Below are 16,624 nucleotides of genomic sequence, written 5' to 3' on the forward strand. Positions count from 1 at the left end.
ATCCTGTTATACCGTGCAAACTAGCTGTTCTGGTTCCAGTAACTGACAAAATCACCGGTTCGAATCTCTGTGCGTGCTGGAATTGCTTTTGCGGCAGTGCCAATATAAATAATACCCGAGACCAGATCGTCTTTTGAAATTCCCAATGCCTGCTTAAACAGGCCAGACTCGACTACAGCACCGCTACGCCACATGGTTGAGAAACCCTGAACCTGAAGTGACAGCAGAAAATTCTGAATCGCTGCGCCTGAACTCAGGATTTGTTCAAAATGCGGAACTTTAGGATGATCCTGCAAACGCGTTAAGGCAAGTACCAGTAAAGGCGCACGAAATGGATGATTCTTGACCCGCTCAATCTGCGCTGTTTCAGTTTCACCCAAATCGATGAGCGCCTGCGACAGCAATTCTCCAAAGGCTTCACGTTGGTCATCAGGAACCACCACAAATGTGGTCGGCTTGAGCCGATGATGATCGGGTGCAGTTAATGCCGCTTGAAAGGCTCTTTCCAGTTGTTCTGCATTGGGTGCGGGTGCCAGCAGATGACCAATCGATTGCCGTTGGTGAATATTTTGATGAACGATGTCAATCGCAGATTCCGTCATTGCCTTGTATATCTACACTTAAAAAACCATACTCAAGATTAGCATATTCAAAGAAAAATACGCTAGAAACTTCATAGCGATTCAGCACGCTCATCACAATTTGAAGATAAAGTTGCTTGGTTTTTCAATCCTGTGCTGCTCTATTTTTCACCTAAGTCACATAGAGCTATACCAAAAATTGCCAAACCTATACAACAGCTACAAAATCTGCGCTGCTTGCTGTGTTGAAATATTCAGCATCCTATTTACTCGAGATTTCATGATGAAAAAAACAATCGCTTTCAGCGGATTAGCTATTTCCGCATTATTGCTTACTGCTTGTGCCTCAAACCCGACTGCATTGGCAGTGCAAAAGGAAAATAACCAGTACGAAGTGACCGGATTAGGTAAAAATCAACTGACCTCGAAAAACAACGCGATTACTGCGGCCAATAAAGCCTGTGGCTCTCGATCAACCCCAATTATTGTGGATGAAAAGACAGCTTATAACGGCGCTTTAAAAGGCGTGGTCGATGAACAAACAGGTCAGATGATTCAGGCAGCGGCTACCGTTCTCGGGAATATCGCAGGTACCAATACCGGTTTAAACCAGAATGATGATTATCAGACGGTGCTTACATTTCGCTGTCAGGCCAAATAAGCCTTAAACCACAGCGCAATAAAAAACCGCTCTTCAAGAGCGGTTTTTCTATGGTCTGGATTAGCAGTAACCTTCCAGGCGGGTCAAAGGCAATTTTTGCCCAATGGCTTTTTCAATTTCTGGCAGATAGAACGCATCATCTTCTGCAAGGAAACTGATACTCACACCACTGGTTCCCGCACGACCGGTACGGCCAATACGATGCACATAATCATCCGACTGTTCCGGCAAGGTGAAGTTCACTACATGCGATACACCATCAACATGGATGCCACGACCTGCAACATCTGTTGCAATCATGATGTTATGTTTACCATTTTTGAACTGGTCCAGCATTTTCAGGCGTTTGTCCTGAGCAATTTCGCCCGACAACATCACCACCTTATAACCATCACGTTTTAAATGATCATAAAGTTTGCGCACCTGATCACGACGGTTGGCAAAAATCATGACTTTTTCAATCGGCTCATCACGCAGAATTTCTTGCAACAATTTATATTTGTCCGCCTTGGCGACCATATAAACCCGTTGTTCGACATCGGCATTGGTTTTCTTTTCCGGTTCAATTTCAACTGTGACCGGTTCAAATAACCATTGTTGTGCAAGATTCAGCACATCGTAGCTGAAAGTTGCAGAGAACATTAAAGTCTGACGTTGTTCTTTACGCGGCGAGAAACGCACAATGCGCTTTACTGAAGGAATAAAGCCCATATCTAGTAAGCGGTCGGCTTCATCAATGACCAAAAATTCAATCTGATCCAGCCAGACTTCTTTTTGTTCTACAAAATCGATCAAACGACCCGGTGTAGCCACCATAATATCGACAGGCGCTTTATTAAGCTGGTTCTTTTGCTTGTCAAAATCCACACCACCCAGCAAGGTCACCACATTGAGACCAGCATATTTCGCCAGATCCTGTGCATCGCTTTCGATCTGTAACGCCAGTTCACGGGTCGGTGCCAAAATCAGCGCACGTGGCTCACCACGATAGCGTTGTTCCTGAATCGGATTATTTAAGAGATCATTCATGATACTAATTAAAAAGGCAGCAGTTTTGCCTGTACCTGTCTGTGCACGGCCAATGGCATCATGTCCTGCCAGCGTGAATTTCAAAACCTTCTGCTGGATAGGCGTCATGGTGGTAAAGCCTAAAGCATCAATCGCTTTTTTTAGATTGGGATGTAAATTTAAGGTTTCAAAACCAGATGACATAAAGCGGTGCTCTAATTGGGTAATCACTAAGATAAGGATAGTATAAACAAAAAACGCCCCAAGTTATATTGGAGCGTTTTCTTTTTAGCTTAATCCGAAGATTAGTCTAATGGTTGAACTTCTTCAGCTTGAAAGCCTTTTTGGCCTTTAACAACACTGAATTCAACACGTTGGCCGTCACGAAGTGAACGGTGACCGTCACCTTGGATAGCACGGAAATGAACGAATACGTCATCGCCGCCATTACGTTGAATAAAGCCGAAGCCTTTAGTATCGTTAAACCACTTAACTACGCCTTGTTCGCGAGCAGCTGTCATAAGTTAATCCTCATTGAAACTAAAAGAAGGACCACCCGGTGTTGCAAACAGCAGAGCAAACAAGTTTGAAAATATTATTTTTAAGCTTGTAATCATTCTGTAAAACTATCAACAAAATCCCGGTTACATCCATTTATGTAATAGGGTGAAAAACAATCACTTTGTTTATTCAAAGTCCCAAATACGCAATGAGCTTAACATGGGTTTATCACAATTAATAGATTTTTTTTAGCATGTTCTGTTTGATTTAGTTATTTTTTTCATGAAAATTGTCAAAAGACTTTATAAAGTCATTTAGATCTTCTTTTTCTGAAACCAGTTTGGTTCTGGCATCATATTTGCTACTATTTATAGCCTTTTCTGCTATCTAAATAAAACCGCAATGTCCGAATATCCAGCGCAATTCAGCCTTATAGACGCTATGGGAAAACCGTGCCCGATGCCGCTATTAATGTTAAAGCGCGCACTAAAGGCCGGAAATCAGAAAACATTCCTGCTGAAATCATCTGATCCGCATAGCCAGACAGATGTCAGCCGCTATTGTCAGCTGCATCAGCTCAAGCTTGAATCTAAAAAAATTTCTGATACAGAGTTTCACTACTTAATTGAATCTTAAAAATTTTCAATTAAACTGTTGATCTTCACTTTCGTATACTTTTTTACATTTCTCTACCCAAATATCCATTATTTGCGGAGAGATTGGATTAAGATAAAACCTAGTTTAGGGTTATCCCGCACTTCAAGGAGAACACATGAGTGACAGCCGCAATCAGTTGATGCCCCTGTCATTATCGGCGCCAGGTGTCAACCTCGGTGCTTATATCAGCACTGTCAATCAGATTCCGATTTTAACGGCCGAACAAGAAAAAGAGTTGGCTGAACGCTATTACTATGACCAAGATTTAGATGCAGCGAAAATGCTGGTCATGTCGCACTTGCGTTTTGTAGTACATATTGCGCGTAGTTATGCCGGTTATGGTCTGCCACAAGGTGACCTGATTCAGGAAGGCAACTTGGGTCTGATGAAAGCTGTAAAACGTTTTGACCCGAATATGGGCGTACGTTTAGTGTCATTTGCCGTGCACTGGATCAAGGCGGAAATTCACGAATACGTGATCCGTAACTGGCGTATTGTGAAAATCGCCACTACTAAAGCGCAACGTAAACTGTTCTTTAATCTGCGCAGCCTGAAGAAATCATCGAAAAAGTTGACGCTCGCAGAAGCACAGTCTATTGCCAATGATTTAAATGTCACACCAGAACAAGTACTGGAAATGGAAGGCCGTCTGACGGCGTATGATGCGGCTTTTGATGCATCAAGCGATGACGATGATGAAGGTTCCACCCATGTGGCACCAGCGTTATATCTTGAAGATAATCGTTATGACCCGGCTCGTCTGATTGAAAATGAAGACTATGAGGAGCAAAGCACCTCTGCCCTGCATGAAGCCATGGATCAGCTAGATGATCGTTCACGTAATATCTTGCAGCGTCGCTGGCTAGATGACGAGAAATCGACCCTGCATGAGCTTGCAGCCGAATATAATGTTTCTGCGGAACGTATTCGTCAGCTGGAAAAAAATGCCATGGAAAAAATTAAAGTGGCGATGTCATCCAATTAACACCAAATTCTGTTACTGATTTACCTCGAAAAAGCCTTCTTTGATGAAGGCTTTTTTATGTCCGCATTTTGAATTTATGCTAAGGTTGAGCGCAAACTTTATCAGGAAGATCAATTCAAATGTGGATTGCGATTTCAGCACTTAATTTGGCACTTGCAGTCATGCTCGGTGCTTTTGGTGCACATGGTTTAAAAGCGCGGGCGACTGAAGCACAGCTCGGCTGGTGGCAAACGGCAACGGATTATTTTTTCTATCATGCCTTAGGACTACTGATTCTTTCTTTACTGGCGAAAGTCATCCCTGCATTGCCCATTCAATGGAGCTTCGGTCTGATTCAGGTCGGCATTTTACTGTTTTCTGGCTCACTGTATATCATGGCCTTAGGATTACCCCGCGGTTTAGGTGCTATTACGCCCATCGGCGGGGCTTTAATGATTGCCGGATGGTTAATTCTGGCCTGGAATGCTTTAAAATACGCCAGATAAGTTTGAACAACACTTAATCATGGAGGGTTGCTAGAATGATGATTTACATCAATGGCGAACAACAGGAAACTCACTGCAAGAATCTGCTGGAACTGATTCAGAGTATGGCGCTTGAGGGTAAGCGTTTTGCAGTTGAAGTCAATGAAATGATTATTCCTAAAAGCAGATTGGGCGATACGCCAATTTGCGATACAGACAAAATAGAAATTATTCACGCGGTCGGTGGCGGCTAATACTCGGGACAATTATGCAAGATTTATTACAGATTGGTTCACGCCAATTCCAGTCACGCCTTTTGGTAGGCACGGGCAAATACAAAGATTTAAATGAAACTCAGCAGGCCATTGAAACCAGTGGTGCAGAGATTGTCACTGTCGCTATTCGCCGTGTCAATATTGGCCAAGATCCTGACCAGCCGAACCTGCTGTCAGTCATTCCTCCGGAAAAATATACCATTTTGCCGAATACCGCAGGTTGCTTCGATGCAAATAGTGCCGTCCGCACCTGTATGCTGGCGCGTGAGTTGCTCGATGGCCACAATCTGGTCAAACTTGAAGTTTTAGGTGATGAAAAAACGCTTTATCCAAACGTGACTGAAACATTGAAAGCCGCTCGCACCTTGATTGACGATGGCTTTGAGATCATGGTTTATACCTCGGATGATCCGATCGTGGCGCAAGAGCTGGAAAGCATGGGCTGTGTCGCGATTATGCCACTGGGTAGCCTGATTGGTTCTGGTCTGGGCATTCTGAATCCACACACCCTGTCAATCATCAAGGAAAATGCCAAAGTCCCGGTTCTGGTCGATGCCGGTGTCGGTACAGCCAGTGATGCTGCGATTGCGATGGAACTGGGCTGTGACGGCGTACTCATGAATACAGCGATTGCGGCAGCGCAAAATCCGGTCTTGATGGCATCTGCGATGAAAAAAGCCGTTGAAGCAGGCCGAGAAGCTTTTCTTGCAGGCCGTATGCCGCGCAAGCGTATGGCCAATGCCAGCTCGCCGGAAACCGGCTATTTCTTTAAATAAATTTTCATCAACAAAAATAAAGGACTCAATTGAGTCCTTTATTTTTTCCAGTAATTAAGGAATCAGACCTTCATCACGCATGGCAATCTGTACAGACTGACGTTCTGCCACCTTATTACGGATATGAATAATATTTTTATATGGACTCAGATCATGCTCAATCTGGTTCGACCAGTTGGTCAAAACAAACAGATAAGCATCCGCAGGGCCAAAGTTATCATCCACCAGATAATCATTGTCCGATTCACCGATAGCTTTATCGATATAACTCAATAGACGATCAATCTCCGCATAGGCTTTTTTCTTTTCATCGTCGGATAACTTGCCACCGAAGAACACCGCATAGGCATCATGTAGTTCAGAGTTCAGATAACCTAACCATTCCAGCACTTTGGCACGTCCCATGCCCGATGGTGGGATCAAATCTTGTTTTGGATCGTGTTGAGCAAGAAACGGTAGAATTGCAACATTTTCTGTCAGGATCAGACCAGGGTTAATTTCTAACGCTGGTACATAGCCTTTAGGATTAACTTCGTAATAATCCGTACCTTTTTCTGTTTTATGTGTTTTTAAATCAACACGTTCCAAATCAAAATCGACATTAATTTCATTTAAAATAATATGTGCTGCCAGTGAGCAGGCACCTGGTGAATAGTAAAGCTTCATTTCTGATCCTTGTTATACACTTCTCAATGTTTTAAATCGCTTCTGACAAACTTTCAAGTGATCAAACCTGTAAATTGCAAAAAAGCGTAACTGTGATCTCAAGACAGTTACTCATTCAATATTCAGGATATTCCGGGCTTTTGCAAGTCAATCTTGTGTAGATTTTTATCTCTATCTGTTTAACATACACAGGTTTTCCAAATTTAGATGATATTTCGTGATTAGCCTGAAAAAAGAAGAATGGTTTTCCAATATCCGCACAGATGTATTGGCAGGTCTGGTGGTGGGACTTGCCCTGATTCCTGAATCAATTGCCTTCTCTGCCATTGCCGGTGTCGATCCGCAAGTCGGTTTATATGCCTCTTTCTGCATTGCAGTATCCATTGCCTTTTTTGGTGGCCGTCCTGCCATGATCTCTGCGACTACAGGCGCAATGGCACTTTTGATGATTACCTTGGTAAAAGAACATGGTTTGCAATATCTGTTGGCTGCCACAATTCTGACCGGCATCATTCAGGTCATTGCGGGTTATTTTAAAGTCGCTAAATTAATGCGCTTTGTATCGCAGGCGGTGGTATACGGATTTTTGAATGCCTTGGCGATCCTGATATTTGTGGCACAAATCCCGGAAATTAACAGGATGGATAGCACCGGTTATCTGTTTATTGCGATTGGTCTGGCGATTATATATATGTTTCCTTATATCCCTAAAATCGGTAAAGCCATTCCCTCACCTTTGATCTGTATTATCGTACTTAGCGGTTTAGCTCTCTTCTTGGGTGCAGATATGCGTACCGTCAGTGATTTGGGGCAATTTCCAGATACCTTGCCGGTGTTCCTGCTTCCCGAGATTCCACTCAATCTGGAAACCTTGCAAATTATCCTGCCTTATTCCTTTACCTTGGCGACTGTCGGTTTGCTGGAAAGCATGATGACCACTACGGTCATTGATGAAGTGACCGGAACTGAAGGTGACCGTCATCAGGAATGTCGTGGTCAGGGGATGGCCAACATTGTCAGCGGCTTTATGGGTGGGATGGCCGGTTGTGCCATGATCGGCCAGTCAATTATCAATGTGTCTTCAGGGGCACGTACCCGTTTATCGACCTTGGTCGCTGGCGTGTTTCTGCTCTGTCTCGTGGTTTTTTTGAAAGACTGGCTGGCTTATATCCCAATGGCAGCACTGGTTGCGATCATGATTATGGTGGCATTTACCACCTTTCAATGGGGAGCGATCAAACAGTTTGGCAAGCATCCACTGGAATTTAATATCGTGATGATTGCCGTGATTATTGTCGTGCTTGCCACTCATAATCTGGCACTCGGTGTATTTGTAGGCGTATTACTCTCTGCTCTGTTCCTTATTAATAAACTGGAAAAAAGTGTCCATGTCGAAACCTATTTAAAAGATGAATACTCACGTTGTTATGTGATTTCCGGTCAGATTTTCTTCAGCAGTACAGAAAAATTCTATCAGTTCTTTGATTTTAAAGAGGAGCTTGAACACGTGGAACTGGATCTGACCCACGCGCATATCTGGGATGTGACCTCAGTGAACATGTTGAATAATGTGATCCAGAAATTTAAAGCCCAAAATATAGACGTAACAGTGATCGGTTTAAATGAAGCCAGCAGTACACTGATTGACCGGTTTAGTAGCTGATGAACGGTGATTAATAAAAGAGCCTCAATTGGCTCTTTTATTTTATCTGGAATATCTCGCCAATTTTTATGGAGAAATACCGAGAAAAGTTTGACTTGCTCGGCTCAGGACTTAAAATACCGCATTCTGAATTTTTAGATTTGCCAAAGTTATGTCGAACGATCAATTAGACCAGCAAGTCGTGGAGCTGGAAAACTTAAGCGAGCACCGTGAAATCGTGACGTTTATGCGCCGCTCAATGCCGTTAAACACCTCTCAACGTACTGCGCTTGAACAATATGGTCACTTAATTTTGGAATATCCAGTGGGTGATTTGCGTCAGCACTTTGAACATCCAGAGCGCCCTTTGACTGTAGAAATCGGTTTTGGGATGGGCCGTTCACTGGTATTGATGGCCAAAGCCAATCCTGAGCGTAACTTTGTCGGGATTGAAGTGCATGTACCGGGTATTGCGCAATGCATTTACGAAGCAGGTGTTGAAGGCCTAACGAATTTACGTGTACTGGATGCAGATGCAATTCAGGTATTACGTGAAATGCCAGACAACAGTATCAATACTGTGCAATTGTACTTCCCTGATCCATGGCAGAAAAAGCGTCATTTTAAACGCCGTTTTGTTTCGCATGACCGTATGCCACTGGTGGAGCAAAAGCTGGAGCTTGGCGGAACTTTCCATGCTGCAACGGACTGGGAACCGTATGCAGAGTGGATGATTGAAGTATTGGAAGAACGTCCACGACTGGAAAATCTGGCGGGCAAAGGCAACAGCTACCCTCGTCCAGAATGGCGTCCGCAAACCAAGTTTGAACGTCGCGGGATTGAAGCCGGTCACAAGATTAATGATTTTATCTTCAAGAAAATTTCTTAATCCAAGATTCAAAAAAAGCGCTGATTAATCAGCGCTTTTTTATGGGAGAAATTTTGCAATCCACTTATATATAAAGACAAATGCACCCGAAATAACACTTAAGAAGAAAAATAGATTTTCATCTTTATACTATTTCCATTTTTTATTATTTTTTCTTTTCATTTTTCACCAAAATTAAAGAGGAAAAAGTATTGAGTATTTTATTTTAGACTAAAAAATCCGGCTCTTTTATTTTCGATGACGTTCTAGGATTTGCTGGCTCAACAACTGATAGACATTTTGCAAATCTTCCCGCTGCATATTAGCTAACATCTGCTGATGCATATTCAAGATATTCTGATCACCACGCATCGCTGGGCCGGTCTGCATTTGTTTGGGATCATTCTGCGTGGCTTTACTGGCGGTTTCCAGCATCAAGGGATACAACAAACTAAAATCGACCTGTTGTGCATCAACCACCTGCTTGCCCATGTCATAACAATAATTGGCAAAGTTACAGGCAAATACCGCTGCAAGATGCAAACTGAGACGTTGACTAGAATTATAAATATAAACACGATTGCTTAGGCTATTTGCCAGTTCTAATAATAGGATTTGGTCCTGTTCATTCTCCGCCTCAATAAATAGTGGCGTCTGCTGCCAATCAATCTGGCGTTCCAGACTAAAGGTCTGCAAAGGATAAAATACGCCTGCACGCACATGCACATTTTTCAGTAAATCGAGATGGGTACTGCCAGAGGTATGTACGATCAGGTTCTGCTGTAGATACGGATGAATCTGTTCAATGACGTTGGCAATCGACTGATCACTGACCGCGATAATGACCAGATCCACCTCATGATCCAGCTGTTCAGGCTGAGCGATTGCCTGAGCGTTGAATTGCTCAGCCAGTTGTTGTGATTTTTCTAGAGTTCGACTATAGATCTGTACGATCTCATGTTGTGCTGACAATACAAGGGCAAGATGATATGCCACTCGCCCTGCCCCAATCATACTGATCCGCATCTGCTGTTCTTCCTGATAAATTACGCACAGCATGCCAATAAATAAAGATTGAGGCAATTGGCCTTGAGGTTTCGAATAGACTTTAGAACTTACGCAGGGTCAGAATCTGTTCGCTTCGACCAAAAGGCCCGTGAACATCATGCAGAATTCCGCTGGTCAAGCCGATACCATCTTCACCATATTGCTGCACCACTTCCAGTCCCAGCGATTTACCCTGTGGCAGACGGTGCATATGAATCTGCAGGTCCAGATTCGGAAATCCCCAACCGGAATTCGGGTCCTGACGTGGCACAATGCCATTGGCCGTATCGACCATACCGAGCAAACGACTAAAGTCTGTCGTCGGTTGACCTTCTACCATGTCCAGCGAATTTCTTAGCCAGACAATGCCCTTGCCTGCACGATGGTCAGCATGTGCCCGGGTTTCAATACTCTGGATATAACCGCCCGGCCAGCAGCGCATACCCTCCCAAACCGGTAAATATTCTGGACTTTCGATCGGAAAATCTTCCACTCCAGCAATGGCCGTGGTATTTGAAGTTAGCATTCTCCACGCGCGTGCCACGATACAGGTTTTACCATTGGCACACATTTCAGCTTCAACCAGTTCAATGGTTTTACCCGGACGGATCATGCGTGTGGTAATCGAAAATTCACCAAAGGCTATCAGGCCAAAAATATCCAGCCCGACCCGACCAATACGCATGTCAGCACGTGGCTGAAACTGTTCCAGTTCGACGCATAGAATACCGGTGGCTGGCGCCATGTGCTGCTCATGCGGATTCCATGCACCTTGTGCATGAAGGTTGGAACGGTAATAAGCAGTAGTACTGCCATCTGCATGCTGTTCGCGCTGAATAAAACTGTAATATGCCGACATTGTTTTAATACTTCCCTGAATATTCTCTTAAACTTTAGAATTTGCAAAAAGTTCTTTGATCTTTATTTTCGTATCAAAAAGCCATGATAATTCATGATTTGACAATAAATCTTGCACTGTTTAAATCCGACTTTGGTTAAAAGCGCTTTAAAATTTTGTGCAGATAACAAGTGAAAATCCTGCTCCAAGCGTTCAACCATCTTGTTACTTTGCACCACGCTTAACCCTGTCTGTTGTGCCAGCTTCTGCATAATTTTGATGTCTTGCTGATCTTCGGGTTGCATCAGGTCATAGGTCAATGCAAGACCATTGGTTTTAAGACACTGCTGGATAGCCTGAAAAAATCCGTTTTTTTCGGAATTTGAAATGAAATGTGCCACCAGAATGGCTAACGCAGCATCAAACGTATCTGGCTGATTCAAATCTTGAATCGTACTTTGGACGAATTTCACCCTTTGTCGATCCATAGAATTCAAATTTTTTCTGGCCTGTTCCAGCATAGCTGCTGATGGATCAATTGCAGTAAAGGTCCAGTCTGGATGTTGCTCTAATAAATACGACAATTCATAACCTGTTCCGCAACCCACTATTAATATATGTGCGGTTTCTGGGAGTTCAGTGCTGAGAATTGCTTCAATCTGCTGATGCACCAGTTCATAACCGGGAATCAGTTTACGGATATGATCGTCATAACTGACGACCACGACTTCACTGTGAAAGTTTTTTGCCATATTTTTACTCTAAATCTATGCACGAATCTAAAACTCAGGCGGGTATTTAGATAGATTGAATATTTAAATCTTGTAGCTTGATCTTATTTACTGTTTTCTTGAAATTTGATCATAGACCCGGCGACATGGATGTCGCCATTTTGCTGAGGGACATGGAAGTCCCTTCAGCAAAATAAAGGGATTTTGCTTACTTTTGGCCCATCAAAAGTAAGAAAAGCCTAAACATTGATATCGAAACCGTTATACAAATGGAGGCAATGCATGCATTAAATACTGCTTTGCCCCATTTAAGAATCACATCAATACAATTTAAGCAATCTCTTTCAAGTTCAGCTCTTCACGCATAAATTCACGCAATTTGAACTTCTGCGCCTTACCGGAAGCCGTCATTGGAAATTCCTGGAAGAAACGCACATAACGTGGCACTTTATTGTGAGAAATATGCTCCTTACAATACTGACGGATAGTTTCCTCAGTACACGGATCATTTTCATGCAGGATGATGCAAGCACAAAGTTCCTCACCATATTTATGGTCTGGCACACCGATCACCTGTACATCTGAAACGGCAGGATGGGTATAAAGGAAATCTTCGATTTCTTTCGGGAACAGGTTTTCTCCGCCACGAATGACGACATCCTTGATTCGACCCTTGATTTTCACAAAGCCTTCATCATCCATTTCAGCGATATCACCGGTATGCATCCAGCGTGCAGCATCAATCACTTCCTGAGTTTTGTCCTGGTCTTCCCAGTAACCGAGCATGACGGAATAACCGCGTACACATAGCTCGCCCAATTGACCGCGTGGCACCACCTTGCCATTTTCATCGACAATTTTAACTTCCAGATGCGGATGTACCCGGCCAACCGTACTAACACGTCGCTCGACACTGTCTGCCGTTGAGCTTTGTGCACTCACTGGCGCAGTTTCGGTCATGCCATAACAAATCGTGATTTCAGACATATGCATGCGTTCAATCACGCGCTGCATAATTTCCTGCGGACATGGACTACCCGCCATAATCCCGGTACGCAGACTGGACAGGTCAAATTCGTCAAACTGTTCATGCTCAAGAATAGCGATAAACATGGTTGGCACACCATAAGCCGCGGTACATTTTTCCTGCTGAATGGCTTTCAAGGTTTCCAGCGGATTAAATACAGCTGATGGATAGATCATGGCAGAACCATGCGTAATACAGGCCAGATTACCCATCACCATACCAAAGCAGTGAAATAAAGGAACTGAAATACAGACGCGGTCTTCTGGACCTAAATGAATCGCTTCACCGACAAAGTACCCGTTATTTAAAATATTATTATGGGTCAGCATGGTGCCTTTCGGATTGCCCGTAGTGCCCGAAGTAAACTGGATATTAATCGTTTCATCGAACTGCAATTCACTGGAGATCTGTTGCAGTTGTTCCAGCTCTTGGGCGCTTGGCGAGCTTAGTAAATCCTGAAAACGGTGGATACCGGTATGCTGCTGATCATCAATTTTAATCACATGCTTTAAATGCGGCAAGCGCTCTGCATTGAGGAATTTACTTTCAGTCTGCATCAGCTCAGGTGCAATTTTAGTCAGAATTTCCTGATAGTCCGTCGTCTTAAACTGCGCTGCAATCACCAGTCCCTTACAGGAGACCTTGTTTAGCACATATTCAAGCTCATTGCTTTTATAGGCCGGATTCAGGTTCACCAGAATAATGCCTGCCTTGAAGGCCGCAAACTGGGTAATGGTCCATTCCACACAGTTCGGCGACCAGATTGCCAGACGGTCACCTTTTTGCATACCCAGTTTCAGCAGCTGACAGGCAAAGGCATTGACCTGATCCTGTAGCTGCCGGTAACTGAGGCGTATGTTCTGATGCAAACTCACTACCGCATCACGTTCTGCATACTGCTCGCAAGCCTGATCAAATTTTTCACCAATCGTCATGCCCAATAAAGGCTGGCTGCTGGTTCCATAGGCATAGCTTAACCGTACTTGTGTCATTGAATCGATCTCCTTGATTCTTTGTAATTCTGATTTTCAACTTTACTAATTGTTTTATGACCACGACGACCTTGTCTGTGTACCGGTTTTTTGTGTGTTTATGCTTGTAAATTTTCCTCCTGCCCACGTACTGCGTTGACACAAAAATCGGCAATCTGTTTGACAAAGTGATCCTTATACTTCTGATCAAACATGACATTTCGGGACGGATTTAAAGGTTCAATCACGACAAAGGTCATGGCACCAACCACACCTAATGCTGCCGTATTCAAATCTTCAAATTCGAATTCTCCATTGACCTTTCCTTCGGCCAGAATTTCCTTAATGCTCTGCTTGAGCAGCTGCTTACTGCGAAAACGCTCATGTTCCATTTCCGGATCGACCGGTTCGAACATCAGTGAATACGCCAATTGGGGGCTATTCATGGCACGCTTGACAAAAGTTGTAACAGATTTTTGCAATTTCAGTTTTGGCGATAAATCTGACTCGGCAATATGGTTCAGAATTCCGACTTCATGCTGAATCGCGGCCGACAAAACCTCAATTAAAATCTGGCTTTTGCTTTCGAAATATCGATAGACCAGCCCTGTAGAAACGCCTGCGCGTTCTGCAATCGCCTGAATCGATGCCTCCTTCAAGCCCCCTTGAATAATCAGTTCACGAGCAGATTCCAAAATCGACAGGCGATTTTGTTCCATTCGTTCCTGCATCAATGATGATCTTTTATAACTCATAAAATTAATCTCAACAAGATAAAATGAATTGTAAATCATTTTGTGAATATAGATTCACTTTTTTATTTTTTCGTTGTATGTTAAAACCACAAGCACAACAACAATGCTTTTTTGGACACAACAAATATAACCTCAGGATGGATGAAGAATGAATTTACAAAGCTTGGATTTCGGTTTGGATGAAACTCTAATAGCGCTTCGTGATTCAGTGGCCGCATTTTGCGCCAAAGAAATTACCCCGATTGCTCAACAGGTTGACCGTGACAACGAGTTCCCTGCTCACCTTTGGAAAAAATTTGGCGAGATGGGCCTGCTCGGGCTGACAGTCAGTGAGGAATATGGCGGTTCAAATTTTGGTTATCTGGCGCACATCATTGCCATGCAGGAAATTTCCCGTGCTTCTGCATCCATTGGGCTGTCCTATGGCGCACATTCTAACCTATGTGTAAACCAAATTAAGCGAAATGGTACTGAAGAACAGAAACAGCGTTATCTGCCTAAACTGATTTCAGGTGAATATGTCGGTGCCTTGGCAATGTCTGAACCGAATGCAGGCTCGGATGTGGTGAGCATGAAACTGAAAGCAGAAGACAAAGGCGATCACTACCTGTTGAATGGTTCAAAAATGTGGATCACTAACGGCGGTGATGCCGATGTACTCGTCGTCTATGCCAAAACCGATTTACAAGCTGGCGCCAAAGGCATGACCGCCTTCCTGGTTGAGAAAAATATGCCAGGTTTTAGTCACGGCACCCATTTAGACAAACTGGGCATGCGTGGTTCCAATACTTATCCCCTATTTTTTGACAATGTCGAAGTTCCGAAAGAAAACGTGCTTGGCGGTGTCGGCAATGGCACCAAGGTCTTGATGAGTGGTCTGGACTATGAGCGTGCTGTATTGAGTGCTGGCCCACTGGGGATTATGGATGCCTGTATGGATACCGTGATTCCATATATTCATGACCGTAAACAGTTTGGTCAGGCGCTGGGCGAATTCCAGTTAATGCAAGGCAAAATTGCCGACATGTATTCGACCTGGCTAGCCTGTAAGGCACTGGTTTATGCGGTCGGTGCTGAATGTGACAAAGCTGAGCATAGCCGTAGCCTGCGTAAAGATGCTGCCAGTGCCATTTTATATGCTGCTGAAAAAGCGACCTGGATGGCAGGAGAAACCATTCAGACTTTAGGTGGTAACGGTTATATCAACGAATTTGCTGCCGGCCGTTTATGGCGTGATGCCAAACTGTATGAAATTGGCGCCGGTACTTCAGAAATCCGCCGCATGCTGATTGGCCGTGAACTTTTCAACGAAACAGCCTAAACCTTAACACTTAGAATAAAACAAGGATGTTCGTCATGAATCAGTTATCGAGCAAAATCAATATACGTAGTGAAGAGTTTAAAACCAACCAGACTGCCATGCTGCAACTGGTGGATGACCTGAAACAGAAAGTTGAAAAGATTGCCCTCGGTGGCGGCGAAACTGCCCGCCAAAAACATTTAGATCGCGGCAAGCTGTTACCACGTGAACGGATTAATCACCTGATTGATCCAGGAACCGCTTTTCTGGAAATTGGTCAGCTGGCTGCCTATCAGGTTTATCAGGATGATGTGCCTGCCGCAGGTGTGGTCGCTGGTGTTGGTCAGGTCAACGGTGTGACCTGCATGATCATCGCCAATGATGCTACGGTGAAAGGCGGTACTTATTATCCATTGACAGTGAAAAAGCATTTACGTGCCCAGGAAATTGCCGAACAGAACCATCTGACCTGTATCTATCTGGTGGATTCAGGCGGTGCATATTTGCCTTTACAGGATGAAGTATTTCCAGACCGCGATCACTTCGGCCGTATTTTCTACAATCAGGCACGTATGTCGAGCCAAGGTATCGCTCAGATTGCAGTGGTGATGGGTAGCTGTACTGCCGGTGGTGCTTATGTTCCTGCCATGTCAGATGAAACCATTATTGTCCGCAATCAGGGCACGATCTTCCTCGGCGGCCCTCCTCTGGTTAAGGCAGCTACTGGTGAAGTGGTGTCTAGTGAGGATCTCGGTGGTGGTGATGTGCATACCCGTTTGTCTGGCGTGGCTGATCATCTGGCAGAAAATGATGAACATGCGCTTGCGATTGCCCGCAATATCGTGGCGAATCTGAACAAAAAGCCAAACAC

At 44.0% G+C, this 16,624-nt stretch carries 19 protein-coding genes; 10 read left to right on the top strand and 9 right to left on the bottom strand.

The genetic code is table 11. The features are described from left to right. Positions 1-20 precede the first annotated feature (20 nt). Positions 21-602 carry a nitroreductase family protein gene (locus tag ACNPNW_RS18020; RefSeq protein ID WP_253100221.1) on the bottom strand — a complete coding sequence of 194 codons (582 nt, stop codon included), beginning with the start codon at positions 600-602 and terminating at the stop codon, positions 21-23. A 259-nt stretch (positions 603-861) separates the two neighbouring features. Between ACNPNW_RS18020 and ACNPNW_RS18025 the strand changes: the two genes are divergently transcribed. Beyond that, positions 862-1,242, top strand: coding sequence for a hypothetical protein (locus ACNPNW_RS18025; protein WP_004646604.1), 381 nt, complete (start codon positions 862-864; stop codon positions 1,240-1,242). A 60-nt stretch (positions 1,243-1,302) separates the two neighbouring features. On the opposite strand, the gene rhlB is transcribed toward ACNPNW_RS18025, so the two are convergent. Together rhlB and ACNPNW_RS18035 are read right to left on the bottom strand one after the other, a co-directional pair. Continuing rightward, positions 1,303-2,454: an ATP-dependent RNA helicase RhlB gene (rhlB, locus tag ACNPNW_RS18030; RefSeq protein WP_004280098.1), complete on the bottom strand. Its 1,152-nt coding sequence runs from the start codon at positions 2,452-2,454 to the stop codon at positions 1,303-1,305. Positions 2,455-2,555: 101 nt separating this feature from the next. Continuing rightward, positions 2,556-2,771 carry a cold-shock protein gene (locus ACNPNW_RS18035; protein WP_004280099.1) on the bottom strand — a complete coding sequence of 72 codons (216 nt, stop codon included), beginning with the start codon at positions 2,769-2,771 and terminating at the stop codon, positions 2,556-2,558. Between the two features lie 382 nt (positions 2,772-3,153). Here ACNPNW_RS18035 and ACNPNW_RS18040 point away from each other — a divergent pair, with 382 nt between their 5' ends. From ACNPNW_RS18040 to ACNPNW_RS18060, 5 genes are all read left to right on the top strand, one after another. Continuing rightward, positions 3,154-3,387, top strand: coding sequence for a sulfurtransferase TusA family protein (locus tag ACNPNW_RS18040; protein ID WP_026055754.1), 234 nt, complete (start codon positions 3,154-3,156; stop codon positions 3,385-3,387). Positions 3,388-3,523: 136 nt separating this feature from the next. Beyond that, positions 3,524-4,393: an RNA polymerase sigma factor RpoH gene (rpoH, locus tag ACNPNW_RS18045; protein ID WP_004280101.1), complete on the top strand. Its 870-nt coding sequence runs from the start codon at positions 3,524-3,526 to the stop codon at positions 4,391-4,393. A 119-nt stretch (positions 4,394-4,512) separates the two neighbouring features. Continuing rightward, complete coding sequence (locus ACNPNW_RS18050) at positions 4,513-4,878, top strand: DUF423 domain-containing protein (protein WP_004280103.1); 366 nt, start codon at positions 4,513-4,515, stop codon at positions 4,876-4,878. 35 nt (positions 4,879-4,913) lie between these two features. Next, positions 4,914-5,111, top strand: a complete 198-nt coding sequence (thiS, locus tag ACNPNW_RS18055; protein ID WP_004280105.1) for a sulfur carrier protein ThiS — start codon at positions 4,914-4,916, stop codon at positions 5,109-5,111. Between the two features lie 14 nt (positions 5,112-5,125). After that, positions 5,126-5,908 carry a thiazole synthase gene (locus ACNPNW_RS18060; protein ID WP_004646601.1) on the top strand — a complete coding sequence of 261 codons (783 nt, stop codon included), beginning with the start codon at positions 5,126-5,128 and terminating at the stop codon, positions 5,906-5,908. 54 nt (positions 5,909-5,962) lie between these two features. Here the strand turns inward: ACNPNW_RS18060 and ACNPNW_RS18065 are convergent, their stop codons facing one another. Beyond that, on the bottom strand, positions 5,963-6,574 hold the full coding sequence (locus ACNPNW_RS18065) for a glutathione binding-like protein (protein WP_004729975.1): 612 nt from the start codon (positions 6,572-6,574) through the stop codon (positions 5,963-5,965). A gap of 217 nt (positions 6,575-6,791) precedes the next feature. Between ACNPNW_RS18065 and ACNPNW_RS18070 the strand changes: the two genes are divergently transcribed. Beyond that, entirely contained in the window at positions 6,792-8,237 is a 1,446-nt protein-coding gene (locus ACNPNW_RS18070) for a SulP family inorganic anion transporter (protein ID WP_420937400.1), read from the top strand. Between the two features lie 151 nt (positions 8,238-8,388). Beyond that, the gene (trmB, locus tag ACNPNW_RS18075) at positions 8,389-9,105 is read left to right on the top strand and encodes a tRNA (guanosine(46)-N7)-methyltransferase TrmB (RefSeq protein ID WP_004729978.1); all 717 of its coding nucleotides are present in this window, start codon (positions 8,389-8,391) and stop codon (positions 9,103-9,105) included. A gap of 228 nt (positions 9,106-9,333) precedes the next feature. On the opposite strand, the gene ACNPNW_RS18080 is transcribed toward trmB, so the two are convergent. The 5 genes from ACNPNW_RS18080 to ACNPNW_RS18100 form a co-directional block, all read right to left on the bottom strand. Further along, positions 9,334-10,110, bottom strand: coding sequence for a Rossmann-like and DUF2520 domain-containing protein (locus ACNPNW_RS18080; RefSeq protein ID WP_420937433.1), 777 nt, complete (start codon positions 10,108-10,110; stop codon positions 9,334-9,336). Between the two features lie 82 nt (positions 10,111-10,192). Continuing rightward, on the bottom strand, positions 10,193-10,990 hold the full coding sequence (locus tag ACNPNW_RS18085; protein ID WP_420937401.1) for a thioesterase family protein: 798 nt from the start codon (positions 10,988-10,990) through the stop codon (positions 10,193-10,195). Between the two features lie 62 nt (positions 10,991-11,052). Continuing rightward, positions 11,053-11,721 carry a class I SAM-dependent methyltransferase gene (locus ACNPNW_RS18090; RefSeq protein WP_420937402.1) on the bottom strand — a complete coding sequence of 223 codons (669 nt, stop codon included), beginning with the start codon at positions 11,719-11,721 and terminating at the stop codon, positions 11,053-11,055. A gap of 309 nt (positions 11,722-12,030) precedes the next feature. Further along, on the bottom strand, positions 12,031-13,719 hold the full coding sequence (locus ACNPNW_RS18095) for an AMP-binding protein (protein ID WP_247143621.1): 1,689 nt from the start codon (positions 13,717-13,719) through the stop codon (positions 12,031-12,033). Positions 13,720-13,817: 98 nt separating this feature from the next. Next, the gene (locus ACNPNW_RS18100; protein ID WP_005251442.1) at positions 13,818-14,453 is read right to left on the bottom strand and encodes a TetR/AcrR family transcriptional regulator; all 636 of its coding nucleotides are present in this window, start codon (positions 14,451-14,453) and stop codon (positions 13,818-13,820) included. Between the two features lie 148 nt (positions 14,454-14,601). On the opposite strand from ACNPNW_RS18100, the gene ACNPNW_RS18105 reads away from it, so the two are divergent. Continuing rightward, complete coding sequence (locus ACNPNW_RS18105) at positions 14,602-15,774, top strand: isovaleryl-CoA dehydrogenase (protein ID WP_420937403.1); 1,173 nt, start codon at positions 14,602-14,604, stop codon at positions 15,772-15,774. A gap of 35 nt (positions 15,775-15,809) precedes the next feature. After that, the coding region (locus ACNPNW_RS18110; RefSeq protein WP_448767291.1) for a carboxyl transferase domain-containing protein at positions 15,810-16,624 on the top strand (815 nt) is incomplete at its 3' end.

This window comes from Acinetobacter endophylla (genome assembly GCF_053543775.1).

Bases quoted from the DNA above. Each gene is read 5' to 3' on its own strand.
- ACNPNW_RS18020 (WP_253100221.1), bottom strand. From the start codon at position 602: ATGACGGAATCTGCGATTGACATCGTTCATCAAAATATTCACCAACGG.
- ACNPNW_RS18025 (WP_004646604.1), top strand. From the start codon at position 862: ATGATGAAAAAAACAATCGCTTTCAGCGGATTAGCTATTTCCGCATTA.
- rhlB (WP_004280098.1), bottom strand. From the start codon at position 2,454: ATGTCATCTGGTTTTGAAACCTTAAATTTACATCCCAATCTAAAAAAA.
- ACNPNW_RS18035 (WP_004280099.1), bottom strand. From the start codon at position 2,771: ATGACAGCTGCTCGCGAACAAGGCGTAGTTAAGTGGTTTAACGATACT.
- ACNPNW_RS18040 (WP_026055754.1), top strand. From the start codon at position 3,154: ATGTCCGAATATCCAGCGCAATTCAGCCTTATAGACGCTATGGGAAAA.
- rpoH (WP_004280101.1), top strand. From the start codon at position 3,524: ATGAGTGACAGCCGCAATCAGTTGATGCCCCTGTCATTATCGGCGCCA.
- ACNPNW_RS18050 (WP_004280103.1), top strand. From the start codon at position 4,513: ATGTGGATTGCGATTTCAGCACTTAATTTGGCACTTGCAGTCATGCTC.
- thiS (WP_004280105.1), top strand. From the start codon at position 4,914: ATGATGATTTACATCAATGGCGAACAACAGGAAACTCACTGCAAGAAT.
- ACNPNW_RS18060 (WP_004646601.1), top strand. From the start codon at position 5,126: ATGCAAGATTTATTACAGATTGGTTCACGCCAATTCCAGTCACGCCTT.
- ACNPNW_RS18065 (WP_004729975.1), bottom strand. From the start codon at position 6,574: ATGAAGCTTTACTATTCACCAGGTGCCTGCTCACTGGCAGCACATATT.
- trmB (WP_004729978.1), top strand. From the start codon at position 8,389: ATGTCGAACGATCAATTAGACCAGCAAGTCGTGGAGCTGGAAAACTTA.
- ACNPNW_RS18080 (WP_420937433.1), bottom strand. From the start codon at position 10,110: ATGCGGATCAGTATGATTGGGGCAGGGCGAGTGGCATATCATCTTGCC.
- ACNPNW_RS18085 (WP_420937401.1), bottom strand. From the start codon at position 10,990: ATGTCGGCATATTACAGTTTTATTCAGCGCGAACAGCATGCAGATGGC.
- ACNPNW_RS18090 (WP_420937402.1), bottom strand. From the start codon at position 11,721: ATGGCAAAAAACTTTCACAGTGAAGTCGTGGTCGTCAGTTATGACGAT.
- ACNPNW_RS18095 (WP_247143621.1), bottom strand. From the start codon at position 13,719: ATGACACAAGTACGGTTAAGCTATGCCTATGGAACCAGCAGCCAGCCT.
- ACNPNW_RS18100 (WP_005251442.1), bottom strand. From the start codon at position 14,453: ATGAGTTATAAAAGATCATCATTGATGCAGGAACGAATGGAACAAAAT.
- ACNPNW_RS18105 (WP_420937403.1), top strand. From the start codon at position 14,602: ATGAATTTACAAAGCTTGGATTTCGGTTTGGATGAAACTCTAATAGCG.